This is a genomic window from Zeimonas sediminis (assembly GCF_023721795.1).
GTDB lineage: Bacteria > Pseudomonadota > Gammaproteobacteria > Burkholderiales > Burkholderiaceae_E > Zeimonas > Zeimonas sediminis.
The window spans coordinates 511670-531166 of record NZ_JAMQYE010000002.1 but is presented as its reverse complement, the minus strand read 5'-3'; the positions used below and the strand labels follow the sequence as shown (position 1 = coordinate 531166).

The following is a 19497-nucleotide window of genomic DNA, read 5'->3' as shown; positions in this document are numbered from 1 at the left end:
GGCGGGGCACGGACTGTTGCCGACCTTACGCCTTGTCCGACCCGGCGTCGGGGCGGCCGGCGCCGAGCGCCAGCGCGAGCGCCGACAAGGGGCCCAGCGCCGCCGCGGCGACCGGCAGCGACCACCCCGGGAAGCGGGCGGCGAGCCACGCGAGCGGAAGCAGCCACAGCAGGTCGATGGCGATCACGGCGACCGTGACCGGGCGGTGGCCGCCGAAGCGGCGAGCCGCACGCTGGTAGGCGTGGCTGCGATGGGCCTCGTGTATCCGATCCCCCCGCAGCAGTCGCACCAGCAGGGTGGCGGTAGCGTCGGACAGGAAGACCCCCAGCAGGACGATCGCGGCGCCGATCGGCAGGTCGCCGGCCGCCTGCTGGGCCAGCAGCAGGCCGGCGAGCGCCAGGCCCAGGAAGCCGCTGCCGACGTCGCCCATGAAGATCCTGGCCGGCGGCCAGTTGAAGACGAGGAAGCCGGCGCTCGCGGCGGCCAGCGCCAGCAGCGGCACGAAGGCGGCCGAGCCGGGGCCGCCGAGCATCGCGGCGGCGAGCGCCACGAACACCGCCTCCGAGGCGGCGATGCCGTCGATGCCGTCCATGAAGTTGTAGAGGTTCAGGCACCAGACCGTGCCGACGATCGCCAGCGCCGTGCCCGCGGCGCCCAGGTAAAGGGGGCCTGCGGGCAGGGGTATCGCGGGCAGGCCGCCCAGCATGCCCACCGCCCAGGCCGCCGCAACGAAGTGGGCCAGCAGCCGGAGCCGGGCCGAAAGGGGGCGGTGATCGTCGACGAAGCCCACGCAGGCGACCAGCAGCGCGGGCGGCACCAGCGCGAGCCAGAGCTCGCCGGCCCGGGCGTCTCCGCTCGCCAGCGTCCAGCCCGTTGCGGCCAGGGCGAAGCCGGCGACGATCGCGATGCCGCCGCCGCGCGGCGTGGGAACGGTGTGCGAGCTGCGCTCGTTCGGACGGTCGAGCAGCTCGCGGCGCAAGGCGTATCCGCGCATCGCCCAGGTTCCGAGCAGGCCGACCAGCCCCGCGAGCGCCACCGTCGCGATGAGCGCGATCTGCCCTTCAGGCATCGCTCCGACGGATGCAGCCGCCGCGCTCATCGGTCCTCGGTGCCCCCGGCGCTCGGCCGGCGTCGGTACCAGTCGGCAGTGGCGGCCAGCCCCTCGACCGACGAGAACGGCGGGCGCCAGCCGAGCAGCGTCGTGGCCGCGCTCGGGTCGACCTGCAGCGACCCGAGCAGCCGGTCCGCAGCGGCCCGCCGGCCGAGCAGCGCCGCAGCGGCCCGCAGCAGGGCGGGGGGGCAGCGCCACAGCCTGGGTTCGACGCCCAGCGCGAAGGCGATCCGCGAGATCAGGGCCGGCGTCGAGAGATCCTCGCCGTCGCTCGCCACGAAAGTGCGGCCCGCGGCCGCGGGATGGTCGACGCAGCGGACGACGAGGTCCGCGAGGTTGCCCACGTAGACGAGGCTGCGCCGGTTCCGCACCGATGCGAGCGGCAGCGGAACGCCGCGCTCGACCAGCCCGAGCAGTCGCAGGAAGTTCGCGCCGACCCCGGGCCCGTAGACGAGGGGCGGACGCACGATCGCGACCTGCATCGCCGACCCGGCCTCGATCTCCCGCAGCGCCTGCTCCGCGGCCAGTTTCGACTCGGCGTAGGCGTCCGAGGGCGCCGGGGTGCAGTCGGCATCGAACGGCAGGTTCGTCGTGGCTTCGCCGCAGACCTTGATCGTGCTGACGAAGACCAGCCGGGCGACGCCGGCATCGGCGGCGGCGCGGGCCAGCGCGAGCGTCGCGTCGCGATTCTCGCGCAGATAGGCCGAGCGGGCAGCCTGCGGGTCCTCCGCTAGGCGATGCACGCGCGCGGCAAGGTGGATCACCGCGTCGTGGCCGGCGACGATCCGCTGCCAGTCGGCCGCCTCGATCGGGCCTGTCGGACGCAGGGTGGCGCCCGGCACCGTCCGGCGGTCGGCGCTGCGCACCCCGGCGGTGACCGCGCGGCCGTCCTCGATCAGGCGGGCGCAGACGGCCCTTCCGACGAAGCCGCTGGCGCCGGTGACGAGGATGCGCTTCAGAACCATCGCCAGCCGTGCTTCGAGAAGAACGCGCGCGCCGATCTCGCAAAGAGCCCGATGTGGCGGAACCCCTTTCTCGCCGCGTGGCCGCCGTGGTGGACGATGCGCACCGAGGGAAGGTAGGCCAGCCGGGTGATCCGGCCCGCGCGCAGGCTCAGGTCGAAGTCCTCGAAGTACAGGAAGAAGCGCGGGTCGAAGCCGCCGAGCCGGCGGAAGACGTCGCCCCGGAACAGCATGAAGCAGCCGGAGGCGATGGGCGGGTCCCAGACCACGCCGTCGCCGATCAGGTCGCGCATTTCGTAGCGATCGAGCCTCGCCGCGAAGGCACGGCGCAGGAACTGCGGTGCGAAGCCGCGCAGGAGCAAATCCAGCACCGTGGGATACCGCTTGCACAGGAACTGGCGCTGGCCGTCGTCGCCGAAGGCCGACGGGGAGACGAGGCCGCACTCGGGGTGGGCGTCCATGAAGTCGAGGGCCTCGGCCAGCGCTTCCTCGTGGATCTCCACGTCAGGGTTCAGCACCAGGTGGTAGCGTCCGAGGCGCTCGAGAAGCCGATTGTGGCCCGCGCCGAAGCCGGGATTCGACGGGTCGGGCACGACGCGGACCGGCTCGCCGAACCAGCGAGCGGCTTCCCGTTCCAGCTGCGCGGCGCGCTCGCCGCCGGCGTCCGGCGAGTGGTCGACCAGTGTCAGCGACGCAGCCGCCCCGCCCCGCATGGCGCGGGCGGCCCGCCCGAGGGAGGCGATGGTCGCCTCGAGCATGCGCGGATCGGACCGGTACAGGACGATGGCGGCGCTCAGCGACGCCGGCTCCCGGTCGCCTTGCGGCAGAGCCATCTTCCGGTCAGGCCATGGCCGGCGCAACGCGCCGCACGCAGGCCTCGACGTCCTCGCGCCAGTCGGGAAAGCGGAAGCCGAACTCCCGCTCGAAACGCGACGTGTCGAGCAGCGAGTTCAGCGGGCGCGCGGCCGGCGTCGGGTATTCGGCGGTCGGGATCGGCTCGATCCTGTCGGCGCTGACCCGGAGGCGCTCCCGTACTCCCGGGATCGTGGCGGCGGTCTCGACGACCGCCCGCGCGTAGTCGCACCAGTTCGTCTGTCCCGCAGCGCAGGCGTGGTACAGCCCGCCCTTGCTCTCGAACCAGGCGAGAGGATCGGGCTGCCCGTCGGCCAGATCGACGATGTGCCGCACCGCCTCGGCGAGCCGGCCCGCCCAGGTCGGCGCCCCGCGCTGGTCGCAGACGACCCGCAGGCGCTCGCGCTCCATCGACAGCCTGAGCATCGTCTTCAGGAAGTTGCCGCCGTGGTCACCGTAGACCCAGGTGGTCCTGAGCACCAGTGCCGCCGCGCCCGACTCCATCACCGCGCGTTCCCCGGCGAGCTTCGAGGCGCCGTAGACGTTCAGGGGATGCGGCTCGTCGGACTCGACGTAGCGCCCGGGCTTCGCGCCGTCGAACACGTAGTCGGTGGAGAAATGGATGAGCGCCGCGCCGATCTCGCGGCAGACTCGGGCGATCGCGGCGGGGGCGTCGGCATTGACGCGGAAGGCGGCGTCGCGCTCGGTCTCGGCGCGGTCGACGGCGGTGTAGGCGGCAGCGTTGACGACCACCGCCGGACGAAGGCCGCGCAGCGTCTTCTCGATGGCGTGCGGCTCCGCGAGGTCGAGCGCATCGCGGTCCAGCATGACCACCCGATCGGCGGCCCGCATGCGCCTCGCGAGCTCGTAGCCGAGTTGCCCGGACTTCCCGGTGACGACGATGTCCATGGGAACCCTCGGCTCCCGCTCAGGCCAGCCGGCCCGAGCGGTTGCGCAGCCCGTGGCCGATGCCCTTGGCGATCATCGCGAGCCGCGCGAGCCGTCGGGGCGCGAACAGCATGAACACGAGAAAGGACGCCGAGAGCCTGAAGAGATTGTTGGCACGCCAGGCAGCCGGCGGATAGGGGCGTTTCATCAGCAGCACGCTGTTTCGGAAGACGTAGTAGTGCCTGAGCGGCGAGTGTACCGGGATGTTCCGGTTGCCGAGCAGAGGGAGCCGGATCGTCTCATTCCCCAGGCTGTGCCGCATCTCCGCGGCGCAGACCCCGAAGGACGAGAAACCGAGCGAGCGGGCACGCAGGAACCACTCGGTGTCGACGTGGTCGATGAAGAGGGCCTCGTCCATGCCGCCGATCGCGTCGAGGGCGTCGATCGAAATCAGGGCGCCCGACGAGATCAGGAAGTCGGTCTCTATCAGGCGCTCGCTCCCGTCGCAGAAGATTCGCCGGAAAGTGAGCAGGCCGAAGCGCACGAAGTAGGAGGAGAACCCGCGCTCGCGGTCGACGTAGCGGGGGCCGACGGCGGAGACGCGCCGCCGCCGGCTGGCCTCGACGTGGGCCTCGAGGAGCGACTGCACCATGCCGGGGGCCGGCTCGCTGTCCTGGTCGAGCAGAAGCACGTAGCCGAACCCCTGCCGTCGCGCCCAATCGATGCCCCGGTTGTGAGCGGCGGCGACCCCGAAGTTGTCGCCCAGCGCGAGCACGGTGCGCCGCCCGGCCCCCGGGAGACGGTCGATGGCTGCAACACCCGCTGCGGTCGAACCGTTGTCGACGACCACGACCCGCGAGACCTGCGGGGCGAGCGCTGCGAGCGCGCACTCGAGCACTGCGAGGTCAGGATGGAAGGTGACCACCACCGCGCAGACTTCCCGCGTTGCGTCGGGCGCGCGCGGCGCTGCGAGATGCGTGTCAGGCGCCGGCATCGACGCTCGCGGCGGGCCGGTCGGCGCCGCCGGCGTCGGGTTCGAAGCCGAGACAGGTCCGCAGGATCCGCTCGGCGCGTCTGGCGTAGGTGTGGTCCCTCAGTGTCCTGCGCTGGGCGGCAAGCCCGACCGCGGCCGCCCGGTCGGGCTCGGCGAGCAGGGAGTCGAGGAGGCTGGCGAAGTCGCGGGGGGAGTCGAACAGGAAGACCTCGGAACCGGGTTCGTAGTACTCGCAGATCTCCAGCCCGGTCGCGAAGTAGGCCTGGGCCGCGCCGGCCATCGCGGCTTCGAAGGTGCGCGGGCCGGGCGTCGAGGGGTCGAGGCGGTAGCGGTCGTTGGCGAAGTGCAGGCTGCGCCCCAGGTTCAGCACCAGCAGCGAGGCGGCGCACCCGTCCGCGACCTCCTCGTTCGAAAGGTGGCGGTCCTGAGCGAAGGGCAGGGACTTCGTCGGCCAGTCGCTGCCGGTGACCAAGGTGTTCACGCGCCGCAGGGTCTCGGCGAGGTCCGAGACGACATGCTTGCGGTTCTCGAAGGCGACTCCGCAGAAGAAGACGTCGAATCGGCGGCGTGCGGGCCGCTGCCTGAAGTGGGCGGTCGGGCTCGCTGCCAGCGGCAGGTGCGCCGCGCGGGGATGGTCCATGTGGAGCGCCGCCCAGCGGTCGTTCGAGAAGAGGAAGTCGGCCACGCGTGCCGCTCGGTAGTGGAAGTCGAACTCGTAGGGATCGTCGTGCAGCCAGAACGCGAGGATCGCGCCGGTCCGGTCGCACGCGCGCCGCAGCGCCGAATAGTCGCTCTCGTCGGGCATGCAGGAGCCGAACGAGACGACGAGGTCCGGTCGCCACTGCTCCACGGCCCGCGCGGCGAGTTCGACGCGCGCCTCGCGGGCGTTCTCGCGACCCAGCACTTCGGCGAAACCCTCCACGACGAAGCTTCGCAGCACCGCATTCCGGTTCAGCCGGTCCGGCGACGCGCCGGCGACGAGCACCCTCGGGGCCGTGCCTCGCGGCGCGCGCGGCGCGGGCTCGGACCGCGCTCCGGTGGAGGGCAGATCGTGCATTGCGTCAGCGCGCCCTTCCGGCACGAAGCCGTCTGATCTCGTGACCGATGCGCGCCGCCGTCCGGCGGAACCCGTGAAGGCGGTAGAACCTCAGCGCCTTTTCCAGGGCGCCGCCCATGGCCACGGGCGCCGGCAGCGCAACGAAGTGCGGACGGGCGTCTTCCCCCGCCCAGCGCGGATTGGCGAGCGTGACGCCGCAGGCCCACGCCGACAGCCCCTTTTCGCGGGCGGCGTCGGCAGGCTTGCGCGCGATCGCCGCCTTGGCCAGCGACGCATAGAGCTCGCCCATGTCCGCAAGATGCTCGGCGAAGCCCCGGCGCGGCGACGCCGCGGCACCCGTCCGCAGGCGGGCGAGCAAGTCGGGCGAATCGGCCAAGGCGCGCAACGCTCGCACCAGCTCACCGGGATCGTCGCGGCGGATCTTGAGGCCGTCGACGCCGTCGGCCACTCGCTCGCCGAGCGCGCCGATGTCCGAGACGACTGGCACCAGCCCCGCCTGCCAGGCTTCCGAGAGCGCGAGACAGAAGGTTTCGGGCCAGATCGACGCGTGGACCGAGACGTCGAAGCCGCGAATCAGGGAGCTGGCCATCCCGGCCTCGTACGGGCCGGCGATCTCGAGATTCCGGAGCGACGCGCGCGCGAGCCGCGAGCCGAAGGGCTCGTCGACCCTGCCGAAGACCGTGAAGTCCATCGGCTCGTCGCGCAGCAGTTCCAGGGCCCCGAGGATCGTTTCCGCCCCTTTCTGCGCGGTGAAGTTGCCCAGGATCGCGACCTTGAGCCGCCGAGGGCGGCCGCCGGCGCCGCTCGCCGCTTCGGGCGCCTGCGGCTCGGGCAAGGCATCCGGCGTCGCGGGCGTGGCGACCGGCGACAGGAAGGGGGGCCTGTCTTCGAACAGCCCGGGAAAGACCGACTCCGCGATGCCGGCGGTGCCCCTGGTGGACGCGTGCACCACGTCGACGCTCTCGAGCACGGCTCGCATGAAGGCGCGGCGACGCGCCTGGCTTCCCGGCAGGAATCCGTGCGACTCCCTGAGGCAGACGTCGCAGTACTCGAGCGACCGGGTCGGGGCGTCGCAGTAGTCGCCGCGGTGCCCGACCAGGGTGAATTTCTCGCAGACGGTGTAGTAGTCGTGCAGCGTGAGGACCGACCGGACGCCCAGCGCACGCGCGACCATCGGCAGCGACAGCGGATGGCCGAGCAGGTGCTGGAAGTGAACGATGCTCGTCCCGGTCCGGTCGAGAAGCCTGGCGAACGCCTCCTCGCGGCGCGGCTCGCTGGCCGTCTGCGGCGGCAGGTCGTCCGGGAACTCGAGCGTTTCGACCACGCGGCGGGAAACGTCCTGCAGCTCGTAGCGTCTGCCCGGTGCCGCCTTGCGGGAGGGCACGAAGAAGAGGTGTTCGAAGCGATCGTCGAGGTGGCGCGCGATGGCGTCCTGGTAGATCTCGACGCCGCCGAACGGCGGGACCCCGGCGACGTTGTGCGTGACGTGCAGGATGAGGGGTCTCGATGGGCTCGCGTGTCCGGCCGCGAGCAGGGGCGGTCGGCGGGCAGCGGGGGCGATCGCCGTCATTTCGTCGAGCAGGCGGGCGACCCGGTGCGAATAGGTGTGCTCGCGCAGTGCGCGGTCCTGGGCCCCCTGCGCGAGCGTGGCGCGCAGGCCCGGGTCGGCGAGCAGGGCGCCGATCCGTGCGACGCACTCGTCCTCGCTGCGGAAGCCGGCGATCTCGGTTCCCTCGTCGAAGCAGTCGAGCACCTCCGGAAGGCCCAGATCGACGACTTGCGCGGTGCCGGCCAAGGCCGCCTCGAATACGCGTGGGCCCGGCGTGCGGGCCGACGGCGCGTTCCCCGACGACGAGAACGTTCGATGCAGGCCGAGCACGACACGGCTGGCGTTGCAGAACCTGACGAAATCGGCGTTGTTCGTGCGCCATGCATAGGCGCTGCGCGCCACCGGAAGATCGGGTTCCGGAAGGAAGGGGTTCGACGCGAGCGCGACCTTGATCCTCGCGCCGGGGAAGGCGGTCAGGACGCGCCTGAGCAGAGGAACACGGTTCGGCCACGGCGTGCCGGCGAAGAAGAGGTCGTAGCGAAGGTCGGCGTCCTCGCGGACGTCGAGGCGGTGAAGCAGGGGGCTGCCCGCCAGAGGCAGGTGCCTTCCCTTGGCGCCATACGCGGCCACCGAGCCCGAATCGTTGGTGAACACCAGATCGAAGCCGTCCGCGTTGGCGACGTTCGCCGAGACCTCGTAGGGATCCTCGGTGACCCACAGCGCCGCGTGTCCGCAGAGCGAGGCCAGCCGCGAACAGACCGCGGGAACGAGTTCCTCGCCGTCGAACGCGATCAGGAGGTTGGCGCCGATCCGCCTGGCCGTGTCGATCGCGTTGCCGTAGTGCACCCGCTCGGCCGCCTCGACTCGCGCGTCCGCGCGCAGGGCGTCCAGCACGCCCAGGACCAGATAGTGGTTCGGGTTGCTCGGCTTGGTGTCGAGCAGGACGACGCGCCAGCTTGGGCTCATGCGCCGAGCAGGCGTTTCAGCCAGCGGAAGGGGGCGCGCGAGGAGATCGCCCTGGCGCGCTCGACGGCCTCGCGAAGCGGCGCCACCTGCACTTCGATCCTGGCGATCTCCTGGCGGATCTCGGCAAGGGCCTTCAACTGCGCCTCGGCGCGGGCCGCGCCCGACTGCTCGATCAGGCCCCGCAGGTGCTCGAGCTGCGCTGCGTTGGACCGCTCGATCAGCGCCCTCGCGTAGTCGATCTGCTCCGCGCTGGCGAACAGGCGGCCCGTCGACGTATCGGGATCGCCCATCGCCCGGCGGATCGCGCGGTTCACGATCAGCGAGCGGATCCGATCGTGGGGGCGGTCGGGGCCCTGGAACGAGTTGTCGAGCTCGCTGCCGACCGCGGATTCGCGGTGGTGCCAGCAGGCGAGAATCTCGGGCAGCACCTCGATGTCGAAGCCGCGCGCGAACCGAAGGTTGAAGTCCCAGTCCCCGAGCACCGGCAACGACTCGTCGAAGGGGCCCGCGCGCTCGTATGCCCGGCGGGAGAACAGGAAGGAGATCGGCGGGAAGAGGTTGCCGCTCGCGAGCCGCGCAAGGCTGATGGTGGCCAGTTCGGGATTGAACGGTCTGCGTCCGATCTCGACGATGCGATCGCCGTCGATGACTTCGGTCACGATTTCCGAGTGGCAGACGGCGCCCTGTACGGTCGGCGCGCCCGCTTCGCCGAGCCGCGCCAGGAGCCGCTCGAGGAAGGCCGGATGCCAGCTGTCGTCGTCGTCGTGGATCGCGATGAATCGCGAATCGCAGGCCAGGATTCCCGCGTTCGACGCGGCCTCCATGCCCAGGCAGCGTTCGTGGTGAACGACGATCGCCCGCCCGGCGTAGCGATCGGCGTGTTCGGCGACCAGCGAATCGATCGGGGCCGGGTCCCCCCCATCGTTGACCAGCACGTGCACCCAGTCTTCGGCCGTCTGGCCGAGCACGCTGGCGATCGCCCGCCGCAGCAGCATCGGCCGGTTCTTCGTCCGGGTGATGACGGCAACCGAGGGGACTGTCACTGACGGGCGGGACAATGTGGTGGAGTCTGCAGGTCGGCGGGCCGGCGAAGGCATCGCCGTGGGGCTCATCGAGACTAAGATCGGGGAGTTTCCCGGTCGACGGCGGCGGCATCGGCAATCCGCGGTGCACGCTCTCCGACCTGATTTTCAAGTGGGCGGATTTTACGACAAATGTCTCGAGGCATCGAACCGGCCGAACCCCTCCGACTGACCGTCGTCATGAACGGCCACCGGGAAGGGCGCCTCGCCCACAAGACCCTGCGCAGCGTGGTGCGCGCTGCCGACGCAGCGCTGGCCAGGGGCGTCGCCTGCGAACTCGTCGTCGTTCTCGATCGGCCTGACCGGGCCACCGCCGAGTTTTTCGAGGAGCAGTCCGAGCTCGTGGATCGCATCGAGACGGTCGACTTCGGCGATCCCGCCCCTGCCCGCAATCATGGCGCTCGCGTGGCAAGCGGCGGGCTCCTCGCGTTCATCGACTGCGACGACCTCGTGTCCGGGAACTGGCTTGCCGAGGCGGTGCGGGCGAGATCGGAGCTCGATCCCGGGGCGCCGGTGGTCCTTCATCCGGAGTGGAACGTGGTCTTCGACGCGGCGCACGTGCTGTCGCGGCACGTGTCGCCCGACGATCCCTGCTGGCGTGCCGAGAACTTCGTCGAGCACAACTACTGGACCGCACCGGTCGTCGTGGACCGCGAGACGATGCTGAGGTTTCCGTACCGCCCGCACGCCGAGGGCTCGGGTTTCGGATTCGAGGACTGGGACTGGAACCTGGTCACGCTCGCGTCGGGTGTCCGGCACCGCGTCGTGGCCGGGACGAGGGTCTACATCCGCCGCAAGCACAGCGGCTCCAGGATGCTGCGCGAGATCGCCGACTCGGCGATCGTGCGGCCCTCGGCCGGATTCGATTGGATCGCCGATCGCGTGGCAGCCGCCGCGGGAGGGGCGGACCGCGTCTGTCCGCCCCCGCTGGACGATGCGGCGTATCTGGACCAGGCGTTCTCGGATCCGGCCTTCCTCGGGGACATGACTGCCGTGGCCTCGATCGAGCCGCTCCTGGAGCCCACCGCGCAGCGCGTGCGAGAGTTCGTGCCCTGGGACTGGGCCCGCGTCTTCTCCCCGCTTGGGCGGGCCTTCTGCGAAGCGCTCGCCCGCTGGCCGGCCGGCGTTCCGCAAGTCGTCGTCTGCGACGCGGATCCGGCTGCGCCGGGGGCGGCACGGGCCGCGCGCGCGTACGCGGCCTTGCGCGAGAAGGGCGCGGCCGCGATCGTGCTGGGCGTGAGCGCGACCGGCGCCAGCTGGCCGCTGCGCCTGAACCAGGGCGGCGAGGAGCGTCGGTGGGCGATCGAGGTCGGCGACGTCGACGCCTGGCGCCGGCCGCTCCTGGTCGCGCGCCTGCTGCTTCAGAGGCCGCCGGCGATCGTGCACCTCTTCGGCGGCGGCCTCGTCCTGGACGTGCTGGCCAGGCACGGCGTCGCGCTCGCCTCCGGGGCGCGCCTGTTCCTGCACGCCGACGGAACGGACCTTGCCGAGGCGCTTGCGCTCGCCGAGAGACTCCCGCAGGGAACGCTCCGCGTGCTCAGCGAGGAGCCGGGCAGCGAGGGCATTGCGCAGCCGCCGGCGGACGCCCTGCGGGCCGTCTCCGGCCCTCGTGGCCTTTCATGAGCGGCCCGCGAGCCGCCTGATGGCGGTCGTCGCCGCGCGAAGCGGTTGCGTCAGCCACGATCGGCTCGCTCGCATCGCCTCGAGTTCGCTTCGCAGGGTCGAGACCTCCGCCTCCAGTCGCCCGACCCGTTGCCCGAGCTCCGCTTCGGCCGCGCGAGCCCGGGCGGTCGCGCCCAGCTCCCGCGCCACGAGCTCCCCGTTCGCGAGCTCGGCCCGTTCCAGGGACTCCTGGCAGCGGCGCAGCGCGGCGGCGAGCCGCTCGCGCGCCGGCGAACTCGCCTCGGGCTGCCCTTCCTCGCCGTCTTCCGGCGGTTCTCCTGCGGAATTCATCAATAGACCTCGACCAGTCTGGGATCGTTCGGCGCCGCCTGCCCGGGAAAGACCGGAAGCCGGCCCGCGCAGAGTGGGGCGGCGCTCGATCCGCGCGGCGCTTCGATCAGCCGTCGATCGGGCAGCAGCGCGCGCAGCGGATCGATCGCGTCGGCCGGCAGGAGCCAGGAAGCCGGGCGATGCTTCCAGATGCGCGTGGCTGCCAGCCCGGCCCCGATCGCATCGACGCCCAGGGCCCGCCCCAGCGCGCGCACGTTGCCCGGGCAGTCCGCCAGGCCGGTGTGGGCGCGAAGCGCGTCGAGCGTCGCCTGCGTGGCAGCGGCCTGGGCCTGCGCGTGCACGCTGGACACCGAGCCCGCGCTCACGCGGTACTCGTACAGGCATTCTTCGATCATGGCAGGTTCGAAGAAGCGGATCCAGCGCGCCCACAGGTCGAAGTCCTCGGCGTGACGCACCGCTGCCGAGTGCGAATACCCGCCCAGCGCGAGGTAGACGTCCCGCCGGGCGAGCACGCTGCCGTGCGGGAAAGGGCAGCCGCGCTCGACGGCGAAGCGGAGTATCTCCGGCCAGCCGTCCCGACGGATGTCGTCGAAGGGCGGTGCGCCCGAGTCGAACACGACGCGCATTCCCGTGGCGACCAGCGTCAGGTCGGGGTTGCGCGCGAAGCGGGCGAGCTGGCGAGCGACCTTCCCGGGCATCCAGGCGTCGTCGGCGTCCAGCCGCGCGACGAGGTCGAAGCGGGCGTTCGCGAGGCCCGCGTTCAGCGCGTGGACCAGGCCGCAATTGGCCGCCATCCTAACCGTCCGCAGCCGCGGGTGCCGCCCGGCGGGCGCCCCTGAGAGCAGGTCCCGGACCGGCACGGGACTGCCGTCGTCGACCAGGACGATCTCCCACTCGGACGGATAGTCCTGCTCGATCGCGGAGTCCAGCGCGCGCAGCAGCAGTCGCAGGTCGCGTGCGTCCGGGCCGCCAAGGTAGACGGGCAGCACGACCGACACCGTGGGTTCCAGCGGGCTTGCCGGCCGGCGCATCAGCGGGCTCCGAGGGCCGGCGCGAGCGAGGCCTTCAGCTTCCCGGCCAGCCGCTCGGCGTCCGGACCGTCGATCTCCTGGAGCGGTGCATCGAGCATGTGGCGGCAGACCGCGTCGAGGCCCATTGCGCGCGCGGCCTCGACGGCCGCGGGCCCGAGGGCGTCTGCGCCCGAGTCCCCGCCGCTCGCTGCCTCGCCACCGTCCGCCCAGCTCTCGGAGAGCGTGTCGGAAAGGAAGAGGAAGCGGCGATCGGCCGCCAGCAGGCCGAGCAGCAGCCCCCTCGGCGAGCGCCCGTCATCGCCGCGCCGCGCGGTGTCGAGCTGCTTCAGGGCTGCCAGGCGGATGCAGGGCGCGGTGGGCGGTGTGCACTCGCGCAGCAGCATCAGGGCGCTCGGGAAGGTCGACGCTCCCGCCTGGGCGTGCCGGCCCTCGCGCCGGGTGTTGCCGCGGGCGCAGATCACGTCGGCGTCGGTGGCCGCGAGCGCCTCGGCCATCGCCGCCCCGAAGCCGGGGTACAGCACGTCTCCGCAGCGCAGCGGCACGATCCCCGTGGCCTCAGGCAGCGCGCCCGCGACCCGCGCGTCCGAAAGGGCAGCGAGCCACGCGGCGTCCGCCGGCATGTCCGGCGCGGCAACGAGTCGAACAGCGCCGGCGAGCTCCGCTGCAAGGTCGCGGCGCACCGCCTCGAGCGCCGGTTCGCCGCCGGCCACGACCACGACGCACTCGAGTCCCGACCACTGCAGGAGGGCGGACGACACCGAGCGCCGCAGGCCGGCGGCGTCGCTGCCGTCGGTCGCCACGATCGCGAAGATCCGGCACGCGGCGACTTCGCCATCCGCGGCGCCAGCCGCGGCGCCGGGTGCGGCCTGCGGCGGCGTGGCTGCAGGACTCGCGACGCCCCCCGCCGCGCGTTGCAGGAAGAATCGTTGCAGGATCACCTCCGTGGTGAGCTCCTGGCGAAGGTTCTGCGAGACCGATTGCGTCCGCGAATGCCAGCGATAGGCGTAGAGAAAGTCGGGCAGGAAGAGGAGTTCCTCCCGCTCGGACATTCTCAGGGCCAGCTCGTAGTCCTGGCACCCGTCGACGCCTTCGAGGAAGCGGTACTCGCGCAGCGCGTCGGTGCGGATAGCCTTGAGATGACCCGCCGTCATGCCGAGCGAGAGCAGGCTCTCCGGGCCGACGGTCCGGCGCCGGTAGCGGAACACGTGGCCGTGCTCGTCGATGTCGATCATCGCCGAACTCAGGTATCGCGCCGTCGGCTCGCGCGCGATCCGGTCGCCGAGGACCTCGAGCGCGTGCGGCATGACCAGGTCGTCGCAGTCGAGGAAGACCGTCCATTCGCCCGCAACCAGGTCGATGGCCTGGTTGTGCCGGCGGGCGATGCCCAGGTTTCGGCCGTCGGAAACCAGGCGCGCGCGAGGGCGCAGCCGGGCAGGGATCCGGGACAGCAGTTCCCCGGGCGAAACCCCGGGGTCGTCGTTGACGACGAGCCACTCGGCGAAGGCGTCCGGGCTGCGGGCGGCCAGCAGGTCGACCGAGCCCGCGCAGGCCTCGAAGTGCCCGAGGTGCCGGAAGAACAGCGTGAGGATCGAGAATCGCGGGCTGGCCGACGAGGCGGCCGCGCCCGTCTCGAGCGGGCCCTCGCGCCAGGGCGCGTCCTGGCAGGCGAAGGCACGCGCCCGAGTGACCCGGGGCAGCTTCGGCAGCGTTTGTCCGAGGTAGGCGACGAAGCGCGCGTCGTCGACCGCCTCGAAAGCGTCGGCTTCCGGACCGGCCGCAGCGAACCAGGCGGCCGCCCGCGCCGCCTTCGACAGGCTGCGCCGTCCCGGCTGGGGGCACAACGCGGCGCCGAGCCGCGCGCGATGGCGCGCATACGCCGCCCAGGGGATCTCCCCCCGCTCGGGAGACGGGAAGCCGGCCAGCGAGGCGTCCAGCGCCTGCCGTCGCGGCCGCAGGCCGAGCAGGGTCTCGACGTTCTCGCGGGCGAGCCACCAGTTCCGGTACATCCGGATGGCCGGCAGAGGCGCCGGCAGGGCCGAGAAGACCGCGGACTTCAGGCGCCACTTCAGCGCTGCGGGCAGCGGCAGCGCCCGTGCGGCACCAGCGATCGCCCGAGCCAGCGCGAGGGTCGGCGCCCGCATCGGAACCCGGTCAGCCGAGGTGCTCGCGCAGCACGCCGACGATCCGTCCGGCGGCGTGCCCGTCGCCGTATGGCGACACGCCGCGCGCCATCGCCGCGTAGGCCGCCGGATCGTCGAGAAGCCGCTGGGCTTCGCCGACGATCCGGTCGAAGTCGTGCCCGACGAGCCGGACGACGCCGGCCTCGACGGCCTCGGGCCGCTCGGTCTCCTGCCGCAGCACGAGCACCGGCTTGCCCAGCGCCGGCGCCTCTTCCTGGACGCCGCCGGAGTCGCTGAGGATCAGGTAGGCGCGCTGCATCGCGCCGACGAAGGGCAGGTAGTCGAGCGGCGGGCAGAGCACGATCCGGGGATGGTCGCCGAGCGTCCGGTGGGCCACGGTCTGCACGTTCGGATTCGGATGCACCGGGTAGAGGACCTGCACGTCCTCGTTGCGGTCGGCGATCTCCCGGACCGCGCGACAGATCGATTCGAAGGGGGCACCGAAATTCTCGCGCCGGTGCGAGGTGACGAGGACCAGGCGCTTCGAGTCGTCGATCGGCAGCCCGGTGTCCGGCTGCATGTCCGCCACCGACACCAGCGCGTCGATCACGGTGTTTCCGGTGACCCAGACTTGCGAATCACTGACGCCTTCCCGCAGCAGGTTCTGTCGGGCGCTCTCGGTGGGCGCGAAATGCCAGCGCGCGAGCCTGCCTGCCACGACGCGGTTCATTTCCTCCGGGAACGGGTTCGACAGGTCGCCGGTTCGCAGGCCCGCCTCGACGTGGCCGAACGGGATCCGGTGGTAGAAGCACGCGAGCGCAGCCGTCATGACCGTGGTGGTGTCTCCCTGCGCGAGCACGACGTCGGGCTTCTCCGCGAGGAGCACGCCGTCGAGCTCGAGCAGCAGTCGCGCAGTCAGCGTCGCGAGACCCTGGTTCGGACGCATGATGTCCAGGTCGATGTCGGGCTCGATGCCGAAGACCCTGAGCACCTGATCGAGCATCTGCCGGTGCTGGGCGGTGGCGAGCACGCGCACGTCGAATCTCGGCTCGGCCGCGAGCGCGCGGATGACGGGAGCCATCTTGATGGCCTCCGGGCGGGTGCCGACGATGCAGATTACCTTGGTCATTCTCTGTATTCCGCGAGCCGGACGGGCCAGCCCTGGCGCACGGACGCGCCGGGCGTCTCGCGTCCCGCGAGGAAGGCGTCCACCAGCTCGATGTACATGCGGTACGCGTTTCGCCGGTCGAAGCTTTCAATGACGTCCTCCGGCAGGTCCGGACGCTGCCTCTCCCGCCATACCCTGACCATTGCGGCGGCCGTCATCGATTCGGTCTCGGGCGAGGCGCGCATCTGCGTGATGTGCCCGCGGTAGGCGAAGACGTCCAGGTGTGGCGGCACCAGGTGGATGCCCCGCAGGCCCCTGAAGTGGCCCGCGAGGCCGGTCTCGACGGCCACGACCGGGAGGTTCGCGGCAATGGCTTCCAGAAGCGCGAGGGGGCCGCCCTCGAAGAACGCCGAGTGAACGAAGGCGTCCGCCATCGAGTAGTACTCGGCGGGCCTGGCCACGCCCCCGGGAAAGAAGACGCGGTCGGAGATGCCGTTGGACGCCAGGTAGGCCGTCATCTCGTCGAGGAGCGCCTTCTCGTGCACCGGGCCGAGAACCACCAGCCGGGCGTCCGGGCACTCGCGCAGGCAGGCGCGGAACGCGCGGACCGTGGAAAGGTGGTTCTTCTGGTGGTTGACCGAGCCGACGCTCAGGAAGACGAAATCGGTGCTGCCGAGCCCGAGTGCGGCGCGAAGCCGCTCGCGGTCCGACGAAGCGCCGGACGCCGCGAACTGGCCCGTATCGATCCCGTTCGGGATCACCACGCACTTCTCGTCGGGCATGCCGAGACGCTGCACGCTATAGCGCCTGGCAAAGTCGGACACGGCGACGAAGCACGCCGTGTGCTCGGCAGCTCGCGCGAAGTCCGCGCGCTGCGCGTCGTCGAGCCACATGTAGACGTTGTGGATGACCTGCACCAGCGGAATCCGCGACTCGCCGCACGCGGCGGCGCCCTCGGTCGAGTAGTGGCTCATGACGAGGCGCGGCGCCGCGGTCCGAAGCCAGTGACGGTAGGCAGCGTCGGAATACGAGGCAACGCACACCGGCACGCCCTGTGCCCGAGCCGCTTCGACGGCCGCTCCGGCCTCGCCCAGCACGAGCAGGCTGACCCGGTGGCCTGCATCGCGGAGCGCCAGGTTGAGGTCGAGCACGACGTTCTCGAGGCCGCCGCCGGTGAAGTTGCCCACCTGGACGAGCACGTCGCAGGGTGCGAGCTCGGTGGGGCTGGCGGCAGCCGTCTCGGCCGCCGGTGCCGGCCTGGCGCCGGGCGCGCCGCGAAGCGTTCTCCACAGCCGGCGCGCCGCCCGGCCCCGGATCGTGCCGGCGGGCAGCAGCGACCGGGCTAGCCCGGCCGCCGCCGCCCTCGCCCGACCGAGTCCGGCCCCGTCGGCGAGCACCTGCCTGAGCCTCGCGGCCCCCGACTCGCGCTGCGCCCGAAGGCGCTCGTAGACGTCGAAGTTCTCACTGGCCATCCCTGCGCGGGTCGCCTCGTCGGGTATCCGGCCCGCGACGAAATCCGCCAGCCGAACGAACCGCATGCCGAGTTCCCTGAAATCGCCGATGTCCTCGCAGTCGACGATCGGCACGATGCCCATCGCGAGGTACTCGATCAGCTTCGTCGGGCACGCGACGTGGTTGACGACGATGTCGTCGCGCAGGATGAAGCCGTAGTGGCACTCGGCATAGCGGCGCAGCAGCTCCTCGTGGGACTTGCTTTCGACGGTCACCGAGCCGGAGTCGCGCGCCGCGTCCGGGATCATCCGGAGCACGGCCGCCGGGTCCGGGCAGTAGAACCGGTGCAGGCAGGATCGGTAGGTGCGGCCGATGGCGTCGACCATCTTGGGCACCTGCTGCCACTTGTGCAGCCCGCCGGCGTAGACGACGACGGGCTTGCCGTCGACGTAGGGACGCGCCTCGCGGAACGGCGCCAGGCCCGGGAAGATCGGCAGCGCGATCGCCTCGCCGCGGAAGGCGTCACGGTACTTCTGGCGCAGGTAGCGGTTCATCGCCTCCGTGACCACGATGACGCAGTCGGCCTTCCGAACCGCCAGGCGCTCGTGGGCCTCGAACAGGACCGCGCTGTAGAAGTCGTTGTAGAGACGGAACTCCTCCGGCACCACGCCGTGCACGTCGATCACCTTCCTGATGCCGGGCCACCGCATCAGGCGCCCGAACCGGGATTCCTCCATGCGCAGCACGCTGTGGAAGTAGATCGCGCGGCAGCGAAGCGCGCACAGCATGACCAGCGCCTTCACGAACAGGCGGCGCTTTCGCCCGCCGGTCATCCTCAGCACGAGAGTCCGCGGGGCAGGGAGGTCGAACCACAGGTTCTGCCCCTCGAGGGGATGCGAATCGACGTAGATCCGCCACCGGTCGTCGAACAGTCGGTCGATCGCGCGGATCCGCTGGAAGTACCCGTCGTTCTCCCGTTCGGGATAGGGATAGCCGCCGAAGAACACGATGCCCCGGAGCTTCAGCAGGAAGGGAAGGCCGTTGCGCAGCAGCCAGAGAGCCTTGCGCAATCGGCCCGGCGGCCGGCCCGTGAGGGCCGCCGGCGCCTGCGGCTGGGCGGAAAGATGGGCGTGCATCGCCAGGTTGCAGCTCGCGAGGCGGTGCACGCCGTCGGCGAGGGCGTCCATGCGACGGCCGACCGACTCCCGCAGGGCCGGGGGGCAGGGCGCGGAGGCCAGCCCCGCGCCGACGTCGTCGAGCACGCTTCGCCACAGGCTGCCGAGCTCCGCGTGCCCCTCGACCGCGGCGATCTCGCGCGCGAGGTCCTCGGCCGGCGCGACGCCGCTGCGGGCGATGGCGGCGCTCATCCTCGCGAACTCGTCGCGATGGTGGGCGAGCAGACGATCGAGGCTCTCCGTGTAGAGGGCCACGAAGCCGGGCTGGAGCGACCGGTCGCCGCCCCCCGCGAGCGCGTGGGCGACGTCCTGCGCGAACGACACGAAGGGCTTCTCCGGTCGGCGCTTCCAGGTGAATCCGTGCTTCTGCTCGAGATAGCGCTTGTTGCGCGCGGCGTTCTCGCTGAAGTACTCGTAACGCAGTTGCCCGAACGACGCGGAACCCCAGTGGTGGATGAAGACGTCGCGGGCAAGGTGCACCGGAATGCCCGCCGCGCGCGCCCGCGCGCAGTAGTCGTCGTCCTCGAACCCGCCCGGAAAGAAGGTCTCGTCGAGCAGCCCGATCCGCTCGATCGCGCGGCGGCTCAGCAGGACGCAGAAGAAGGTCGCGTCGCAGTCGAGGAGATTCCCCCGCCAGGCCCGGTGCCAGCGCTGCGAGAAGTCGTCGACCGTCTCGAAGACGCCGGCGGCCAGCGATTCGTTCGGCTCGTCGAGGCAGCGATCGAGCCCGATCGCGTAGTCGACCGGCACGCACTGCTCGCTGTCCGCCTTGTTGGTGACCGCGCTGACGATGTCCTTGCCCGCTGCCACGAGCCGGTCGAGCCAGCGGTCGGAAACGATGACGTCGCTGTTCAGCAGGCACACGTGCGTGACCGCCGGGTCTTCGAGGAAGGCGCGGATGCCGACGTTGTTCCCGCCGGAGAAGCCGAGGTTCCTGGGCTCCTGCAGGTAGCGCCACGGCAGCCCCGCCTCCGAGGCATGCCGCTCGAGCGCACCTCGGAGCCTGGGGCGCTCATCGTCGCGCGATGCGTTGTCGACGAGGATCACTTCGCTGGCGACTTCGTTCTTCGCCCGGCGCAGGCTCGCCAGGGTCGAACGGACCGCGGGCGACGCGTTGTAGGAAACGATGACGATGCCGATCTTTTCTTTCATTGTCCGATCTCGAATGGCCGACGAGCCATCGGGCGCCTGCCCGCC

General features: G+C 71.6%; 14 protein-coding genes. 1 reads left to right on the top strand and 13 read right to left on the bottom strand.

What is annotated here, in order from left to right; translation table 11 throughout:
* Positions 1-25: 25 nt before the first annotated feature.
* Genes M6I34_RS17850 through M6I34_RS17815 form a run of 8 tightly spaced genes read right to left on the bottom strand, consistent with a single transcriptional unit; the run spans position 26 to position 9476 of the window.
* Positions 26-1069 (bottom strand): MraY family glycosyltransferase, encoded by a 1044-nt coding sequence (locus tag M6I34_RS17850; protein WP_272487157.1) that lies wholly within the window; start codon positions 1067-1069, stop codon positions 26-28.
* A gap of 26 nt (positions 1070-1095) precedes the next feature.
* On the bottom strand, positions 1096-2076 hold the full coding sequence (locus M6I34_RS17845) for an NAD-dependent epimerase/dehydratase family protein (RefSeq protein WP_272487156.1): 981 nt from the start codon (positions 2074-2076) through the stop codon (positions 1096-1098).
* Positions 2067-2906: a glycosyltransferase family protein gene (locus M6I34_RS17840; protein ID WP_272487155.1), complete on the bottom strand. Its 840-nt coding sequence runs from the start codon at positions 2904-2906 to the stop codon at positions 2067-2069. Before M6I34_RS17840 ends, M6I34_RS17845 begins: the two co-directional genes overlap by 10 nt.
* A 7-nt stretch (positions 2907-2913) precedes the next feature.
* On the bottom strand, positions 2914-3834 hold the full coding sequence (gene rfbD, locus M6I34_RS17835) for a dTDP-4-dehydrorhamnose reductase (RefSeq protein ID WP_272487154.1): 921 nt from the start codon (positions 3832-3834) through the stop codon (positions 2914-2916).
* Positions 3835-3853: 19 nt separating this feature from the next.
* Positions 3854-4807, bottom strand: a complete 954-nt coding sequence (locus M6I34_RS17830; RefSeq protein WP_272487153.1) for a glycosyltransferase family 2 protein — start codon at positions 4805-4807, stop codon at positions 3854-3856.
* Positions 4794-5864, bottom strand: a complete 1071-nt coding sequence (locus tag M6I34_RS17825; RefSeq protein ID WP_272487152.1) for a CgeB family protein — start codon at positions 5862-5864, stop codon at positions 4794-4796. The genes M6I34_RS17830 and M6I34_RS17825 overlap by 14 nt, the downstream gene beginning before the upstream one ends.
* A 4-nt stretch (positions 5865-5868) precedes the next feature.
* Positions 5869-8379 (bottom strand): glycosyltransferase family protein, encoded by a 2511-nt coding sequence (locus M6I34_RS17820; protein ID WP_272487151.1) that lies wholly within the window; start codon positions 8377-8379, stop codon positions 5869-5871.
* Positions 8376-9476 carry a glycosyltransferase family 2 protein gene (locus M6I34_RS17815; RefSeq protein WP_272487232.1) on the bottom strand — a complete coding sequence of 367 codons (1101 nt, stop codon included), beginning with the start codon at positions 9474-9476 and terminating at the stop codon, positions 8376-8378. Before M6I34_RS17815 ends, M6I34_RS17820 begins: the two co-directional genes overlap by 4 nt.
* Before the next feature lie 117 nt (positions 9477-9593).
* Between M6I34_RS17815 and M6I34_RS17810 the strand changes: the two genes are divergently transcribed.
* Positions 9594-11084, top strand: coding sequence for a glycosyltransferase family 2 protein (locus tag M6I34_RS17810; RefSeq protein WP_272487150.1), 1491 nt, complete (start codon positions 9594-9596; stop codon positions 11082-11084).
* Here the strand turns inward: M6I34_RS17810 and M6I34_RS17805 are convergent.
* Genes M6I34_RS17805 through M6I34_RS17785 form a run of 5 tightly spaced genes read right to left on the bottom strand, consistent with a single transcriptional unit; the run spans position 11079 to position 19452 of the window.
* A complete protein-coding gene (locus tag M6I34_RS17805) occupies positions 11079-11414 on the bottom strand; it encodes a hypothetical protein (protein WP_272487149.1) in 336 nt (111 codons plus the stop codon). The two genes, M6I34_RS17810 and M6I34_RS17805, sit on opposite strands and share 6 nt — an antisense overlap.
* A complete protein-coding gene (locus tag M6I34_RS17800; RefSeq protein ID WP_272487148.1) occupies positions 11414-12445 on the bottom strand; it encodes a glycosyltransferase in 1032 nt (343 codons plus the stop codon). Before M6I34_RS17800 ends, M6I34_RS17805 begins: the two co-directional genes overlap by 1 nt.
* Positions 12445-14586 carry a glycosyltransferase gene (locus tag M6I34_RS17795; RefSeq protein ID WP_272487147.1) on the bottom strand — a complete coding sequence of 714 codons (2142 nt, stop codon included), beginning with the start codon at positions 14584-14586 and terminating at the stop codon, positions 12445-12447. Before M6I34_RS17795 ends, M6I34_RS17800 begins: the two co-directional genes overlap by 1 nt.
* Positions 14587-14596: 10 nt before the next feature.
* Positions 14597-15694, bottom strand: a complete 1098-nt coding sequence (gene wecB / locus M6I34_RS17790) for a non-hydrolyzing UDP-N-acetylglucosamine 2-epimerase (RefSeq protein WP_272487146.1) — start codon at positions 15692-15694, stop codon at positions 14597-14599.
* Positions 15691-19452, bottom strand: a complete 3762-nt coding sequence (locus tag M6I34_RS17785; RefSeq protein ID WP_272487145.1) for a glycosyltransferase — start codon at positions 19450-19452, stop codon at positions 15691-15693. The genes wecB and M6I34_RS17785 overlap by 4 nt, the downstream gene beginning before the upstream one ends.
* Between the last annotated feature and the right edge of the window lie 45 nt (positions 19453-19497).

Bases quoted from the DNA above. Each gene is read 5' to 3' on its own strand.
- M6I34_RS17825 (WP_272487152.1), bottom strand. From the start codon at position 5,864: ATGCACGATCTGCCCTCCACCGGAGCGCGGTCCGAGCCCGCGCCGCGC.
- M6I34_RS17850 (WP_272487157.1), bottom strand. From the start codon at position 1,069: ATGCCTGAAGGGCAGATCGCGCTCATCGCGACGGTGGCGCTCGCGGGG.
- M6I34_RS17830 (WP_272487153.1), bottom strand. From the start codon at position 4,807: ATGCCGGCGCCTGACACGCATCTCGCAGCGCCGCGCGCGCCCGACGCA.
- M6I34_RS17795 (WP_272487147.1), bottom strand. From the start codon at position 14,586: ATGCGGGCGCCGACCCTCGCGCTGGCTCGGGCGATCGCTGGTGCCGCA.
- M6I34_RS17840 (WP_272487155.1), bottom strand. From the start codon at position 2,906: ATGGCTCTGCCGCAAGGCGACCGGGAGCCGGCGTCGCTGAGCGCCGCC.
- M6I34_RS17845 (WP_272487156.1), bottom strand. From the start codon at position 2,076: ATGGTTCTGAAGCGCATCCTCGTCACCGGCGCCAGCGGCTTCGTCGGA.
- M6I34_RS17820 (WP_272487151.1), bottom strand. From the start codon at position 8,379: ATGAGCCCAAGCTGGCGCGTCGTCCTGCTCGACACCAAGCCGAGCAAC.
- M6I34_RS17815 (WP_272487232.1), bottom strand. From the start codon at position 9,476: ATGCCTTCGCCGGCCCGCCGACCTGCAGACTCCACCACATTGTCCCGC.
- M6I34_RS17805 (WP_272487149.1), bottom strand. From the start codon at position 11,414: ATGAATTCCGCAGGAGAACCGCCGGAAGACGGCGAGGAAGGGCAGCCC.
- M6I34_RS17785 (WP_272487145.1), bottom strand. From the start codon at position 19,452: ATGAAAGAAAAGATCGGCATCGTCATCGTTTCCTACAACGCGTCGCCC.
- wecB (WP_272487146.1), bottom strand. From the start codon at position 15,694: ATGACCAAGGTAATCTGCATCGTCGGCACCCGCCCGGAGGCCATCAAG.
- M6I34_RS17810 (WP_272487150.1), top strand. From the start codon at position 9,594: ATGTCTCGAGGCATCGAACCGGCCGAACCCCTCCGACTGACCGTCGTC.
- M6I34_RS17800 (WP_272487148.1), bottom strand. From the start codon at position 12,445: ATGCGCCGGCCGGCAAGCCCGCTGGAACCCACGGTGTCGGTCGTGCTG.
- rfbD (WP_272487154.1), bottom strand. From the start codon at position 3,834: ATGGACATCGTCGTCACCGGGAAGTCCGGGCAACTCGGCTACGAGCTC.